A 13,853-nucleotide genomic window follows, 5' to 3' on the forward strand; every position below is an offset into this window, starting at 1 on the left:
TATGTCGACTGAGAACACCAACACTGCTGTTGCAGAAGAAATTCCGAACCTTTTGATTACACCATCTGCACAAGAGTATTTGCACGAATTATTGGCGAAGCAAAATACTCCGGGAATTGGCGTTCGAATTTTTGTTGAACATCCGGGTACACCACGTGCAGAGTGCTGTATGGCATATAGTGCACCAGAAGAAGTGGTGCCGACGGATTATAAACAGGACTATCCTGATTTCCCTGCATATATTGATGCGCCGTCTATCCCTTATCTTTTAGACGCTGTTATTGACTACAACAAAGATCGTTTTGGTGGTCAGTTAACTTTCCGTGCACCAAACTCTAAAGTGCCGCGCGTAGGGCCAGATGCATCAATTGAAGAGCGTATTACCTATGTACTTCAAGCGGAAATTAACCCGGGTCTTGCAGGACACGGTGGTAACTGTAGCTTAGTTGAAGTGCAAGATGACCCTGAACATGGTCTTACTGCTGTATTGAAATTTGGTGGCGGTTGCCAAGGTTGCTCAGCAATTGATGTGACTTTAAAACAAGGTGTTGAAACAACCTTGAAAGAACACATTCCTGAACTACAACGTGTGGTTGACCAAACAGACCATACACAAGCAGAAGGCGCTTATTTCAAATAATTAAATTATTTGAAAAGTGAAATAAAAAAGCCTCGGAATGAGGTTTTTTTATTATTCAATATAAATAATGATAATTATTATCAATATCATTTGTAATTTTATTTATCTTTGTTACAATGCGAAACTGAAAATGAGAGATGTTTAATAAATCAATATATTGGGAATACTTATGTCGAAGCGTATTATCCAGTCAGTGCTTTCTGTTTCAGTACTGGCAAGTATGATGTCTATGGCTTTTGCTGCACAAAATGAGCAAGAACAAGCTGAACAAACATTAGAAAAGCCTGCTGAACCTGTGAAATTGGAAACAATTTTCGTAACAGCTGAAGAGCAAGTGAAGCAATCGCTCGGTGTATCGGTTATTACCAAAGAAGATTTAGAAAAACTACCAGTTCGTAATGATATTTCTGACTATGTACGTCGTATGCCAGGTGTCAACCTGACAGGCAATAGTGCTACAGGGCAGCGTGGTAATAATAGACAAATTGATATTCGCGGAATGGGCCCTGAAAACACGCTTATTTTAGTGGACGGTAAACCAATTAACTCTCGTAATTCAGTCCGTTATGGCTGGAAAGGAGAGCGTGATACACGAGGCGACTCAAACTGGGTACCAGCAGAAGCCATCGAGTCGATCGAAGTTTTACGCGGACCAGCAGCTGCTCGATATGGTTCTGGTGCGGCAGGTGGGGTGGTTAACATCATTACTAAAAAAGTGACTAATGAAACTCATGGTTCAGTAGAGTTTTATACTTCACAGCCTGAAGACTCCAAAGAAGGTTCATCAAATCGTGTTGGTTTTAACGTAAGTGGGCCACTAATTAAGGACGTTTTATCTTATCGTTTATATGGTAATTATAATAAAACAGAAGCTGACGATGTTGATATTAATAAATCAATTGGTAGTACCGCAGCTGGCCGTGAAGGTGTTAAAAATAAAGATATTTCAGGCCGTTTAGCTTGGCAGGCAACAGACCAACAAACTGTCTTGTTCGATGTTTCTTCTAGCAAACAAGGTAATATTTATTCTGGCGACTCTCAGTTAAATGCAAACGCAGAAGCAGATGCGATTCTTTCGCAGCTCATTGGTAAAGAAACCAATTCCATGTATCGTGATAGCTATGCATTAACGCACGAAGGTGATTGGTCTTGGGGTAAGAGTAAGTTAGTTGCTCAATATGATAAGACCCATAACAAACGTCTACCTGAAGGCTTGGCGGGAAGTGTAGAAGGAAAAATTAATAATCTTGATGATAAAGCCACTTCGCGTTTAGAAACTCTTCGCTTTAACGGCGAGGCTAATATTCCTTTTGAATACTATTTACCCCAAGTATTAACTGTAGGTACCGAATGGGTTGAAGACAGATTTAAAGATAATGTCTCGACAACTCAAGGTAAAGACAGCAGTGGTTCAGGTTATGGCGATCAATTAGCGAAAGGTGATCGTAGTAAAATGGAGTCACGTATTGCTTCTGCATATATTGAAGATAACCTGAAAGTTACAGACAGCACAGATGTTGTATTAGGTTTACGTTTTGATGACCATAGTAAATCTGGTTCTAATTGGAGTCCAAGCTTAAATATTACTCAAAAACTCAATGATAATTTCACTTTAAAAGGTGGGGTAGCAAAAGCTTATAAAGCACCAAATATGTATCAAAATGCCGAAGGGTATTTATTAAGTACAAATGGCAATGGCTGTCCTACTAATATTGAGTCGCGTTGTTTATTACAAGGTAATGGTGATTTAAAACCTGAAACATCGGTAAACAAAGAGCTCGGTATTCAGTTCCAAAAAGATATCGTGAATGCGAGCTTAACTTGGTTCCGTAATGACTATAAAGATAAAATTGTGGCTGGTACAAATGTTGTCGGAACAGTTGATGGTTCAAGTACGAATGCAAATACAGGAGCTGTGACGAATACGAAGTGGAATATTCTGCGTTGGGAAAATACGCCTAAAGCCTTAATTCAAGGTTTTGAAGGAAGTTTGGGATTAGATTTCGGTGATATTCGCTGGACTAATAACTTTACCTACATGATGGACTCGAAAGACAAGCAAACTGGGAATCCATTATCTTTAGTTCCAATCTATACAATTAACTCGATTTTTGATTATGACATTACTGATCAATTGGATGTAAATTTTGTATTTACTCAATATGGTCGTCAAAAATCACGTCAATTTGCAGAGAATAGACTTGAATCCGGTATAGGTTCAGGAGGTGCGAATTCTGCGCTTAAGCCAAGTACGGTAAAAAGTTATAGTACCGCTGGTATTAATGTTGGTTATAAGTTTTCAGACCAAATTAGTACGCGTGTTGGTGTGAGTAATCTGTTTGATAAACAAATTTTAAGAGACAGCAATTCTATTAGCCAAACTTATAATGAGCCAGGTCGAGCTTATTACGCATCTTTAAAATATTCTTTTTAATCAATAAAATAATAAAGGCGCTTTAAGCGCCTTTATTATTTAAAATCTCTAATGCTTTTTCAGAATAATAAAACTTCTCTAAGTACACACGGGCACGACGTCTTAAATGTCCTGTTGTGACTAATTGTTGAAGTACGGGTACAAGCAATTCGGTGAGTTCATGCTTCACTAAATTTTCGTCTATATTAAGATCACGGAGCAACAAATCAAAATTACGTTCCTGATTACGTACATACCAAGTATAGATACCATCATGTACTTGCTGTTTTAGATAATCAGTTTGACGAATGTGGTCCCAGATTTCATGTCCTAGGCCAACGGTTTTTGTTAAATCTTGAACTTCTATATAGTTTTTTAAAACAGAAAGTGGTGAGGTTTTAACTTTATGCCAAACATTTGCCTGAAAATGGTAGAGCTTATCATTGTCAAAATGTTGGTTTAAAACACGCTCACTCATCTGGCTGAGTTTTAAAATATTCTTTTGCAAGTAATGGTTAATGGTATTGTCAAGATTAGAGTCGGTTACTGTTTCTAATACAGATTTGCCCATCTTCATAAAACGACCTACACCGGGTACGCGTTTTGACATAGATTCATCTAAATAATCATGCATTGTTTGCTGAATCAATTGAGTCAACAGTGCTGAAAAGGCAGGGTTATTCACAATTGTTTTAATGAGTTTTTTACGGTGCTCTTCTTTACTGGCAACGTATTGTGCAATTCGATCAATGGTTAAAACAGGAATAACATCTTCAACAGTTGTTGTGTCATTTGCAGGATGAATCAGTGCAAAGCGGATATGCTCAGCAATCTGTTCAATAAGAAAATCCGAAGCGGGTGTGTCTAAAATCTGCTTTTGAATGAGCTGTTGAACCTGTTCAAACGTCCAAAGGTGCTGTAATTGTCGACTCCCCAACCAATGATAAAACTGCTCAAACTCTTGTTGGATCACCTGAGCCTGAGCAAACTGCTCATCTAAAAAATCTAGATGAGCTTCAATAAGTTTTTCAATAATGGGTTGGGTAGACATAAGGTCTCACAAGTCGGAAGTTTTATTTAAAGTGTTGTCGTTTTTGACGACTGGTTTGTTTCTACTTTCAGTAAAAATGGTACGTATTGTTGGATAACCAACTGTTCAGCTTCCAAAATTGGCATATGACCTACGTTTTCTAAGATAACTGGAGGCTGGGCATTTTTTAAAAGCCGTTTTAGCTCGTTTGCTACTTCTACATTAATAATTTTATCCTGTTTACCCCATAAAATGAGTGTAGGGGCGTCAATCGTTTTAGTAAGTACGGCAAAAGAATCTGGGGTATAGACTTTATTGAGTGCGATCAATTGATCAACCAGTTTCTGGGTTTGAGGTGCTTGATTAATCATCAGTTTTTCTTGAGCTTGCAGGAACTCTTTCGGAATAAACGGAGGATTAAACATGGTTTGTTTTAATAAATAATTAAAATCACCTTTTTTAGAGACTAAAAGTTGTTTTAGATAGGTTGGATCTTTTAGATAAATTGTGTTGGCAGAACGGAAAATACCACCGCTATCGACTAAAAATAGACTTTTGGTTTCAAATGGATATTGTCCAGCATAGAGTAGGGCAATAGATCCGCCGAGTGAGTGCCCAGCAATATGAATTGGGCCTTTTAAATTGGCGGCTTCAACAAAGCGACGTAATTTTTCAGCTAAGTTTGGAACTGAATAATCAAAGTCGTGCGAGACGATAGTTTCGCCACTGCCCGGTAAGTCAGGAATAATAACGTGATAATTTGTCGTGAGATAATGGGCAACTCGGTTCCAGTTATCTCGACTGCCCGCTAGGCCATGAATGAGTAGTAAAGTTGGCTTTGTGCTAGAGCCACCTTCACTATATGACCAAGTGATATCACCCACCTTTAGGCTTTTGCTTTGCAGTCCTGCCCAGTTACGTTCTTGCTGTAATATTGTTTGAAAGCTGACATCAATATTATCGGCTGCCTGCGCTTGAGAAATGCTCATGACTGACAATAAGCTACAAGCCAAAGTCAGTGCAGTAGCAGTTTTTTTCATAGAGGCTTTAATTGGGGCGGACAGCCTTGTCATAGATTTCATCCTTGATGCTTAAGCGAGTTTGAAAAATTATTGAAAAACTTTGCCAATGAGTCATTTGCCAAACGTTTGGAATCAAGAAAATTATAGTCAATCTATAAACTAAAGTATGTCTATTTTTTCACTAAACAGTAGGTAATTGTGCGGTGATCTTCCTTATAAAACTAATCAAAGTTTTAAAAAATTTTCCTGAAAAAGGATTTATTTTTTGTCAGTGACATTCAAATTTTGACACATTAAAATGATTTCTAACCTTGAAAAAACAATGGAAATATAAAATGCCTACTGCGCAAGAAGTTTTAGATCGTTTGAAAGCAGGTAATCAACGATTTGTAAATGGAAATACTTCCCTTGCAAAAACCTTATCACATCATGAACGCGCTGAAATGGCAAAGGATCAAAATCCATTTGCAATTGTATTAGGCTGTTCAGATTCTCGTGTACCAGCAGAAATGGTATTCGATCAAGGTCTTGGTGACTTATTCGTAATCCGTGTTGCTGGTAATGTTGTTGCACCTTCACAAGTTGGTAGTGTTGAGTTTGCGGCAGAACGTTATGACTGTCCGGTTGTAGTTGTATTAGGACACAGTCATTGCGGCGCGATTCAAGCGACAATTGATACCTTGATGAACCCCGAGCACCCGCCATCTTCTAACTTAATGTCGATTGTGAACCGTGTTCGTCCATCAGTTGAGATTTTAATGCAGACTGATTTAAAAAATGACTTGAAAAAACTCTCATGTCATGCGGTGCGTTCAAACGTTTTTGCTTCGGTAAACCAATTACGTCATGGTTCGGCTGTATTAGAAAATCTAATTGCAAAAGGTGAGTTGATTGTCGTTGGTGCTGAATATTCGCTAGAAACTGGTGAAGTTACTTTCTTTGACTTCTGATCATAATAAAAATATTTAAAACTAAAAGGTGCCTATAGGGCACCTTTTATGTATGGGTAAGCTAAATTCAGTAATTTTGATTGTGCTTGGGCATTTGGATGAATCAGGTCATTTTGCATTAGTTGTTTTTGCCCAGCGACGCCATCAAGAAAAAAGGGTAGCAATTTCACCTGATATTTTTGACTTACAGTTTTGTAGTTATTTTCGAATGCTTTGCTATAAGCCGTGCCATAATTGGGCAGAATCTTCATACCAAAAAGAATAACCTTGGCTTTTTGCTTCTGGCTTAATTGGACGAGCTGAGACAGATTTTTTTGAATCATTTGTGGTGGTTGACCACGTAAGCCATCATTCCCGCCTAATTCAATAACAACTACCTCGGGTTTATAAGTTTGTAAAAGTTTTGGTAATCGTGCCAAAGCACCGCTAGTGGTTTCCCCACTCACACTTGCATTGACCACTTTATGTTGTTTGGGATACTGTTGGTCTAAACGTTTTTGTAGTAATTGTACCCAACCTTGTTTAGGGTCTATTCCATAACCGGCACTGATACTATCTCCTAAAATTAAAATAGTTTTTGCCGAGACGAACATGGGCAACATGCTCAATGAGATGAGCAAGAGACTTTTAGAACCAAACAAATAAGATTTATACATTTGTGTTTCGACCCGAATACTCAATATATAGGACTGTTCACATCATGCCACAACCTATCATTGCTGCCCATCAAGTTACACAAACTATTCAGATTAACCAAAATCAATTTACGATTTTAAAAAATATTGATTTAGAGATTTATGAAGGGGAGCAGGTAGCAATTACAGGACGTTCTGGTTCAGGAAAATCAACTTTACTGGGTATTTTAGCGACTTTAGACCAACCCTCTGAAGGTGAGGTGTGGTTATGTGGTCAGGCGGTTCATGAGTTAACAGAAGAGCAGCGCGCTCAAATTCGAATGCAGCATATTGGTTTTGTATTTCAGTCTTTTCAGCTTTTGCCACAGTTAAGTGCACTTGAAAATGTGATGTTACCGCTTCGGTTACGTAAAGACTTTGATTATAAAATTGCTGAGAAAAAAGCTTTAGATTGGTTGCATCGGGTAGGATTAAGCCGTCAAGCTGAACAAACGCCTAAGGTCTTATCTGGCGGCGAGCAACAGCGTGTGGCGATTGCTCGGGCCCTCATTGCCGAGCCACAAATTATTTTTGCCGATGAACCCACCGGAAACCTTGATGGCCAAACCGCCCAAGAAATTGAAACCCTTCTTTTTGATTTAAATCGAGAGCTTGGTACCACCCTTATTTTGGTCACACATGATCGTAACTTGGCAGCACTTTGCCAACGACATGTCGAGTTAGATGATGGCCGACTAAAGACGGTACAGGGTGGTTAAATTATGCGTAATCTTCTCAAACCACTTTTGCTACAAAGCTTTCGTACCGGAGGCTTATATTTACTTATTATTGCGCTTTCACTTGCGATCAGTGCAACCACTGCTCTTAAGTTTAGTAATGACCAAGTTAAAAATGCGGTAAGTCTACAAGCAGCGCAAATGTTAGCAGCAGATTTGGTTCTGTCGAATAATGAACCTATAGACGCAAAATGGCAAAAAAGGGCAGATCAGCTTGGCTTAAAGCAGACTAATGTGACCATGTTTAGTTCAATGGCACATACTCAAGATCAGTTTGTCATGGTCAATGTAAAAGCAATAGAACCTGCATTCCCATTAAGAGGAAAGCTTGAGATTGAACCTATAGCGCGTGGTATCCAACCAGGTGAAGTATGGTTGAGTCAAAGGGCAGCCGATTTACTTAAAGTTAAACTAGGCGATATGGTATCTATTGCAGATGCGGCATTTCGCTTTAGTGGCGTGATTGTGCGAGATTCAAATCAAGAACTTGGTTTTTCTGGTTTTTCGCCTACTGTCATTATTCATCAAGCAGATATTGCTAAAACTCATGCAATTCAAACTGGTAGTAGAATCGATTATCGACTGTTAATGTCTGGTCAGCCTGAACAGGTTCAGTCATTTTCAAGGCAATTTAAGCAACAGCATCAACCTGCAAATGAACAGGAAGAAACCATAGGGTTACGTTTACGCGATGCCAGTGAATCAAATAGCAGATTATTACGTCCGTTAGAAAATCTAGATACCTTTTTGCAATTGGCCAATATTTTAACGATTTTATTGTGTGGTATCGCCATTGCTTTAACGAGTCAAAGATATGTTCAGCAAAACCAAGATCACATTGCTTTAATACGTTGTTTAGGTGCGAGTAAGTTTCAAATTTTATGGGCCTATATCGGGTTACTTTGTGTAGTCAGTGCAATTTCGATTGTAATCGGTAGTCTCTTAGGAATAATGATGGGCTATGGCTTGCTTGAGCTCATGCTACAACTGATTCCACAACTAGAGTTAAGTTTCTCTGTGGTTGGTTTTTTACTTGGTCCCTTACCAATTGCCATTTTTACCAGTGTAATTGTGCTACTTGGATTCATTTTGCCAAGCATTTGGGAGTTGTTAAATACTCCTCCCATCCGTGTTATTCGGGAACAGGCAAAATCCCGAAAATCGTTATTCTTTATGTTCTTTGCTGGTATTACCAGTCTTGTTATTTTTAGCTTAGTTTTAAGTGAAAATTTAATGCTCAGTATTTGGGTGCTAACAGCGATTATTCTGCTTTGCATTTTACTTTACACCACTGTCTGGCTATTGCTTCGTGCTTTAAAAAAGATGAAAACCCGTTTGTCTTTTTATATTCGTTCAGCATCGCAAAGTGCCTTACAAATTACAGCACTGGCTTTGGGTTTAAGCCTCATTACCGTGTTAAGTGTATTAAGAACAGATTTATTAGAGCGTTGGCAACAGCAATTACCAGAGGGTACACCTAACCAGTTTGTTTATGGCCTACCACCATTTGATTTAAAAGCTTTTGAGCAACAGTTAAAGCAAAATGGTTGGCAAAGCACACCGTTATATCCAAACATTCGTGGGCGATTAGTTGCCAAGAATGATGTTCCTTTTTCAGAAGAAGCTATAAAACAAAATAACGCTCTACGCCGCGAATTAAATTTAACTCAGTCGAGTGCTTTACCAAATGACAATGTCATTACAAAAGGTCAAGCGGAATTTAATGCAGTAGGCCAAGTTTCAGTTGAGAGTAAAACAGCAGAAAGTTTAGGAATCCAGATTGGTGACAGGCTTACTTTTAGTCTGCCAGAAGGTACCTTGCAAGCTAAAGTTATAAATTTTCGGAGCGTTGAGTGGGAAAGCTTTAGTCCTAATTTTTTCTTTATTTTTTCGCCTAAAACTTTAGATGAAAATGCTGGTAGTTACTTGGGTAGTTTTTATGTGCCTAAGCAAGATCAACCTAAAATGATCCATATGATTCAGCAATTCTCCAATACGGTTTTTATTGATGTTGATCGAATTTTAGATGAAGTAAAGCGCTTAATGAATGTTCTAGTCAAAATCGTGACTGTGCTTGCAGCGTTAGTTGGATTTTCTGGAATACTTGTTTTAATTGCTTGTTTAAATCTATTAATGGATGAACGCCGTCGAGAAGTGGCTTTGTTGCGTTCATTTGGTCTCTCTAAAAATAAAATGAAGCAGATGCTCAGTCTGGAAATTGGTTTTTTAGGTTTGTTAGCAGGCATTGTTGCCTGCTGTTTTGCCGAGGTAATTAGCGCTATTGCAAGTTATAAAATGAATATGGCTTTACAGTGGCATATTGAAATATGGTTGATTTTACCACTTGCTATGATGTTGCTTTGCGCTCTGATTGGCCGATATAGACTCGGTTATCTTTGTAATTTGCCACCACTACAAAGTTTAAGAGAGTTGAACCAGATTTAAGTTAGGGCAGTATTTCTGGATTCTGAATTAAAACCTCATGCCAAAGTGGAAGTAATGGTGAGTTAAGCTGATTACAGTAAACATAGAAGCCGACAGTCATGAAAAGTCCTCCCAATAGACCTAAAAATTTTACGAGACTTTTAAATGGAGTGTGATAGCTTAAATACCAAATTAGCGCGAGTAAGGCACCTATAATCATACCGCCGACATGTGCAGCATTATTAATACCTGTTGCGACAAAACCGAAAATAAGGTTAATCACCATAATCATTAATAATGATTTCTTATCAAGTATATAAGCTTGATGTGGCAAGGGTGGAAATAAAGAAAGAACGGTTAACGCTGCACCTAATCCCATCACAGCGCCCGAAGCACCAGCACTGACATGAGGAAGTAAGCTTTGATCAAAATGTTGTAGTAATTCATGTCCATTTTGAATATTGATATAACTACTCAAAAGACTACCAAATAAACCTGCAAGTAAATATAGACCAATAAAATATAAGCGACCAAATAATGCTTCAGCGACATTACCAAAAATATATAAAGCCCACATGTTGAGCATAAGGTGAATAATACCAAAGTGAAAAAACATGCTGGTAAATAAACGTTCTGGCTGCCCGGAAAAAGTAAGTGGTGTAAAATCTGCACCCCAGTGAAGTGCATCTTTTATAGCTGGGTCACTAATGTCCACTCCAGATATAATTTGCCAGATGAACAAACCTACATTAATCGAGATCAGTAGGGCGGTCAGCCACCAAGCTTGTACATTGAGTTTACGATTAATGTGCGGAGGCTGATATTGAGTCATGCTATGCTTTTGTTATATATGAACATGCTTTACAGCTTAACATGAAAAAAGTTGAATACAGGAGATCAGGACGAACATGAAAGCCTTTATTGTTCGCGTGTTGTTAATTTTTATTGGGGCAATTCTCCTTATTCAGCTTTGGATCTTCTCAAGTTTGGTTTGGTGGCGTACGCATGAAGTTGATACCACCATGTTTATGCGAATTGATTATTGGTCAGATCCATCTGAGCCGATCATCCATGAATGGCTTGACTATGATGATATTAGTGACAATTTCAAACATGCAATTTTAGCAGGGGAGGACGCAAAATTTATTCATCATCATGGTTTTGACTGGGATGGTATTCGTTTTGCGCTAGAGCGTAACAATGAGCAAGGAGAGGTTGTTGCTGGTGGTTCTACCGTATCTCAACAACTTGCAAAAAACTTGTTCTTATATAATAAACGTTCATTTATTCGTAAAGGCCAAGAAACTGTAGCGACATGGATGATGGAGCGCATGTGGTCGAAACGTCGAATTCTTGAGGTGTATATGAACTCTGTTGAATTTGGCAAAAATTTGTATGGCGTTGAAGCAGCGGCCCAATATTATTATGGCAAAAGTGCCAAAAGCTTAACTCGCGAACAAGCTGCTTTTTTAGCCGCGTTATTGCCTGATCCGAAATATTATCAAGATCATCGCAACGATCGTAAACTACAATATCGAAAACGCGTTATTTTACGTTATATGAATAGCACCCAAATTCCTGAATAACACTGTCTTAAAGATGTGTTATTTTTTTAGTTTTTATCAAATTGACATAATTTTGCAGCATACTATTTTGCAGAGATTTTGGTTGGAAAGAGATTAGGTTAGACATGAATACAGCGATTACAGCAACGACCCCAACAGAATATAGTTATAATGACCGTTATATTAATCGTGAATTGTCTATTCTTGACTTTCATTTGCGCGTATTGGAACAGGCCGTCGACCCTTTACATCCATTACTGGAACGAATGAATTTCTTACTCATTTTTTCGCGTAATTTAGATGAGTTTTTTGAAATTCGTGTGGCAGGTGTTATGGAGCAATTCGCTCTAGGCAATGAAAGTCGAAGCCCGGACGGTTTAACGCCAAGACAAGTCTTACAAAAAATCTCTGAAACTGCTCATGCTGCAATTGAGCGCCAATATCGTATTTTAAACGAAGAAATTTTACCTAAGTTACGTGAAGAAGATATCTGCTTTTTACGTCGTGGTGAATTAACACCAGCTCAATCAGCTTGGGTAAAAAAATATTTTCAGGAACAGGTTGCGCCTGTTTTAACTCCAATCAGTTTAGATCCAGCCCATCCATTCCCGCGTTTAGTCAATAAAAGCCTTAACTTTATTGTGACTTTAGAAGGTAAAGATGCGTTCGGGCGACAAATTGATTTGGCTGTTGTACCAGCCCCACGTTCATTGCCACGTGTTGTACGATTACCAGATGAGTTAACGGGTGGTAAAGAACATCACGTCATGTTGTCAGCAATTATTCATGAACATGTTTCAGACTTGTTTCCGGGCATGACTGCAACTGGTTGCTATCAATTCCGTGTAACTCGTAATGCCGATTTGGCACTTAATGAAGACGTTGAAGATTTGGCAAAAGCGTTAAAAGGTGAGTTAAGTTCACGCCGATTTGGTCGTGCAGTACGCTTAGAAGTAACCCAAAATTGTCCACAGCATATTTATGAATATCTACTTGAAGAGTTCGACTTAAACGAAGAACAATTATATAAAGTTGATGGCCCTGTAAACTTGGCTCGTCTGGTTTCGAACTTTAAACGTCCTCATTTGCGTTACGATTCACACACGCCAGTCGTACCAAAAGTGTTTAAAAAGACCGAGAGTATTTTCTCGGCTATGCAAAAGCAAGATATTTTACTTCATCACCCATTTGAGTCTTTTGCACCTGTTATTCAATTACTCCGTGAAGCAGCACGTGACCCGCAAGTACTCGCAATTAAACAGACACTTTATCGTAGTGGTGCAGACTCGGAAATTGTTCAAGTTTTAGCAGAAGCTGCGCGTAATGGTAAAGAAGTGACAGCGGTAATTGAATTACGTGCCCGTTTCGATGAAGAGTCGAATATCGAAGTGGCTAACGTTTTACAAGAAGCAGGAGCAGTCGTTGTTTACGGTATTGTAGGTTATAAAACCCATGCCAAAATGATTATGGTGGTACGCCGTGAAAACAACAAACTGGTGCGTTATGTTCATTTAGGAACGGGTAACTACCATGCTATGAATGCTCGCATTTATACGGATTACGGTCTAATGACCACCGATAAAGACTTGTGTGAAGACGTACACCGTATTTTCCAAGAGCTCACGGGTATGGGTAAAATGGCAAAACTGAAAAAGTTACTCCATGCACCTTTTACTCTGCATACTCAGCTCATCAACTTTATTGATGAAGAAATTGCCAATGCAAAGGCTGGTCGTAAAGCCCAAATTATTGTCAAAGTGAATGCTTTAACTGAAGTTCAGCTTATTAATAAATTGTATGAAGCTTCTCAAGCAGGGGTGCAGGTAGATCTCATTATTCGTTCGATTTGCTGTTTACGTCCGGGATTACCAAATTTATCGGAAAATATTCGGGTACGTTCAATTGTAGGTCGTTTCCTTGAACATACTCGAGTTTATTACTTTAGTAATAACGGTGATGCTCGTATTTACTGTTCAAGTGCGGACTGGATGGATCGTAACTTATTTAATCGTGTTGAAGCATGCTTTCCAATTGAAGATCCTGCTTTGAAAAAACGTATTTATCAGCAAGGACTCCTTAATTATTTACAAGATAATCAGCAAGCTTGGTTATTACAGGGTGATGGTACATGGATACGTGCCCAGCCTGCCGAAGGAGAAAAATTGCATAATGCTCAAAGAGAATTATTAGAAACTTTTAAATAAAAAATTATTTTTAAAAAGCCGACATCATGTCGGCTTTTTAATTAACTGAATTTCATAATAATTTAATTAATTTTTCTAAATGGTTGTACGATAAACGGCAATAATTTGAATTAAGGCAATATGTTTGAAAAATATGTGATTCTTTACATAAAACTTTGAATTTTAAAAATATACAAATCACAAGAAATCTACTT

11 protein-coding genes are annotated in these 13,853 nt (G+C 38.3%); 7 read left to right on the plus strand and 4 right to left on the minus strand.

The genetic code is table 11. From position 1 onward, the window contains the following. Nucleotide 1 precedes the first annotated feature (1 nt). Nucleotides 2–640: a Fe-S biogenesis protein NfuA gene (gene nfuA / locus KNQ97_RS11155; protein ID WP_000102721.1), complete on the plus strand. Its 639-nt coding sequence runs from the start codon at nucleotides 2–4 to the stop codon at nucleotides 638–640. 169 nt (nucleotides 641–809) lie between these two features. Then, nucleotides 810–3,074 carry a TonB-dependent siderophore receptor gene (locus KNQ97_RS11160; protein WP_253612225.1) on the plus strand — a complete coding sequence of 755 codons (2,265 nt, stop codon included), beginning with the start codon at nucleotides 810–812 and terminating at the stop codon, nucleotides 3,072–3,074. Nucleotides 3,075–3,096: 22 nt separating this feature from the next. On the opposite strand, the gene KNQ97_RS11165 is transcribed toward KNQ97_RS11160, so the two are convergent. Further along, nucleotides 3,097–4,104, minus strand: a complete 1,008-nt coding sequence (locus KNQ97_RS11165) for a hypothetical protein (protein ID WP_024438469.1) — start codon at nucleotides 4,102–4,104, stop codon at nucleotides 3,097–3,099. A gap of 26 nt (nucleotides 4,105–4,130) precedes the next feature. Further along, entirely contained in the window at nucleotides 4,131–5,156 is a 1,026-nt protein-coding gene (locus KNQ97_RS11170) for an alpha/beta fold hydrolase (protein WP_253612226.1), read from the minus strand. Nucleotides 5,157–5,440: 284 nt separating this feature from the next. On the opposite strand from KNQ97_RS11170, the gene KNQ97_RS11175 reads away from it, so the two are divergent. Next, complete coding sequence (locus KNQ97_RS11175; protein ID WP_001141695.1) at nucleotides 5,441–6,055, plus strand: carbonic anhydrase; 615 nt, start codon at nucleotides 5,441–5,443, stop codon at nucleotides 6,053–6,055. Between the two features lie 32 nt (nucleotides 6,056–6,087). Here the strand turns inward: KNQ97_RS11175 and KNQ97_RS11180 are convergent, their stop codons facing one another. Then, nucleotides 6,088–6,711, minus strand: coding sequence for an arylesterase (locus tag KNQ97_RS11180; RefSeq protein ID WP_253612227.1), 624 nt, complete (start codon nucleotides 6,709–6,711; stop codon nucleotides 6,088–6,090). Between the two features lie 44 nt (nucleotides 6,712–6,755). Here KNQ97_RS11180 and KNQ97_RS11185 point away from each other — a divergent pair, with 44 nt between their 5' ends. Beyond that, the gene (locus KNQ97_RS11185; RefSeq protein ID WP_002069598.1) at nucleotides 6,756–7,448 is read left to right on the plus strand and encodes an ABC transporter ATP-binding protein; all 693 of its coding nucleotides are present in this window, start codon (nucleotides 6,756–6,758) and stop codon (nucleotides 7,446–7,448) included. A gap of 3 nt (nucleotides 7,449–7,451) precedes the next feature. Beyond that, the gene (locus tag KNQ97_RS11190) at nucleotides 7,452–9,911 is read left to right on the plus strand and encodes an ABC transporter permease (protein WP_253612228.1); all 2,460 of its coding nucleotides are present in this window, start codon (nucleotides 7,452–7,454) and stop codon (nucleotides 9,909–9,911) included. A 1-nt stretch (nucleotide 9,912) separates the two neighbouring features. On the opposite strand, the gene KNQ97_RS11195 is transcribed toward KNQ97_RS11190, so the two are convergent. Beyond that, nucleotides 9,913–10,722 (minus strand): rhomboid family intramembrane serine protease, encoded by an 810-nt coding sequence (locus tag KNQ97_RS11195; RefSeq protein ID WP_253612229.1) that lies wholly within the window; start codon nucleotides 10,720–10,722, stop codon nucleotides 9,913–9,915. A 76-nt stretch (nucleotides 10,723–10,798) separates the two neighbouring features. On the opposite strand from KNQ97_RS11195, the gene mtgA reads away from it, so the two are divergent. After that, nucleotides 10,799–11,476, plus strand: coding sequence for a monofunctional biosynthetic peptidoglycan transglycosylase (mtgA, locus tag KNQ97_RS11200; RefSeq protein ID WP_000642933.1), 678 nt, complete (start codon nucleotides 10,799–10,801; stop codon nucleotides 11,474–11,476). A 104-nt stretch (nucleotides 11,477–11,580) separates the two neighbouring features. After that, the gene (ppk1, locus tag KNQ97_RS11205) at nucleotides 11,581–13,659 is read left to right on the plus strand and encodes a polyphosphate kinase 1 (RefSeq protein WP_253612230.1); all 2,079 of its coding nucleotides are present in this window, start codon (nucleotides 11,581–11,583) and stop codon (nucleotides 13,657–13,659) included. Nucleotides 13,660–13,853: the final 194 nt, after the last annotated feature.

Origin of the sequence: Acinetobacter sp. UC24323 (assembly GCF_024151445.1) — a bacterium.
Lineage (GTDB): Bacteria > Pseudomonadota > Gammaproteobacteria > Pseudomonadales > Moraxellaceae > Acinetobacter > Acinetobacter baumannii.

Excerpts from the sequence above, each read along its gene's own strand:
- mtgA (WP_000642933.1), top strand. The coding sequence starts at position 10,799 with ATGAAAGCCTTTATTGTTCGCGTGTTGTTAATTTTTATTGGGGCAATT.
- KNQ97_RS11185 (WP_002069598.1), top strand. The coding sequence starts at position 6,756 with ATGCCACAACCTATCATTGCTGCCCATCAAGTTACACAAACTATTCAG.
- KNQ97_RS11180 (WP_253612227.1), bottom strand. The coding sequence starts at position 6,711 with ATGTATAAATCTTATTTGTTTGGTTCTAAAAGTCTCTTGCTCATCTCA.
- nfuA (WP_000102721.1), top strand. The coding sequence starts at position 2 with ATGTCGACTGAGAACACCAACACTGCTGTTGCAGAAGAAATTCCGAAC.
- ppk1 (WP_253612230.1), top strand. The coding sequence starts at position 11,581 with ATGAATACAGCGATTACAGCAACGACCCCAACAGAATATAGTTATAAT.
- KNQ97_RS11170 (WP_253612226.1), bottom strand. The coding sequence starts at position 5,156 with ATGACAAGGCTGTCCGCCCCAATTAAAGCCTCTATGAAAAAAACTGCT.
- KNQ97_RS11165 (WP_024438469.1), bottom strand. The coding sequence starts at position 4,104 with ATGTCTACCCAACCCATTATTGAAAAACTTATTGAAGCTCATCTAGAT.
- KNQ97_RS11160 (WP_253612225.1), top strand. The coding sequence starts at position 810 with ATGTCGAAGCGTATTATCCAGTCAGTGCTTTCTGTTTCAGTACTGGCA.
- KNQ97_RS11190 (WP_253612228.1), top strand. The coding sequence starts at position 7,452 with ATGCGTAATCTTCTCAAACCACTTTTGCTACAAAGCTTTCGTACCGGA.
- KNQ97_RS11175 (WP_001141695.1), top strand. The coding sequence starts at position 5,441 with ATGCCTACTGCGCAAGAAGTTTTAGATCGTTTGAAAGCAGGTAATCAA.
- KNQ97_RS11195 (WP_253612229.1), bottom strand. The coding sequence starts at position 10,722 with ATGACTCAATATCAGCCTCCGCACATTAATCGTAAACTCAATGTACAA.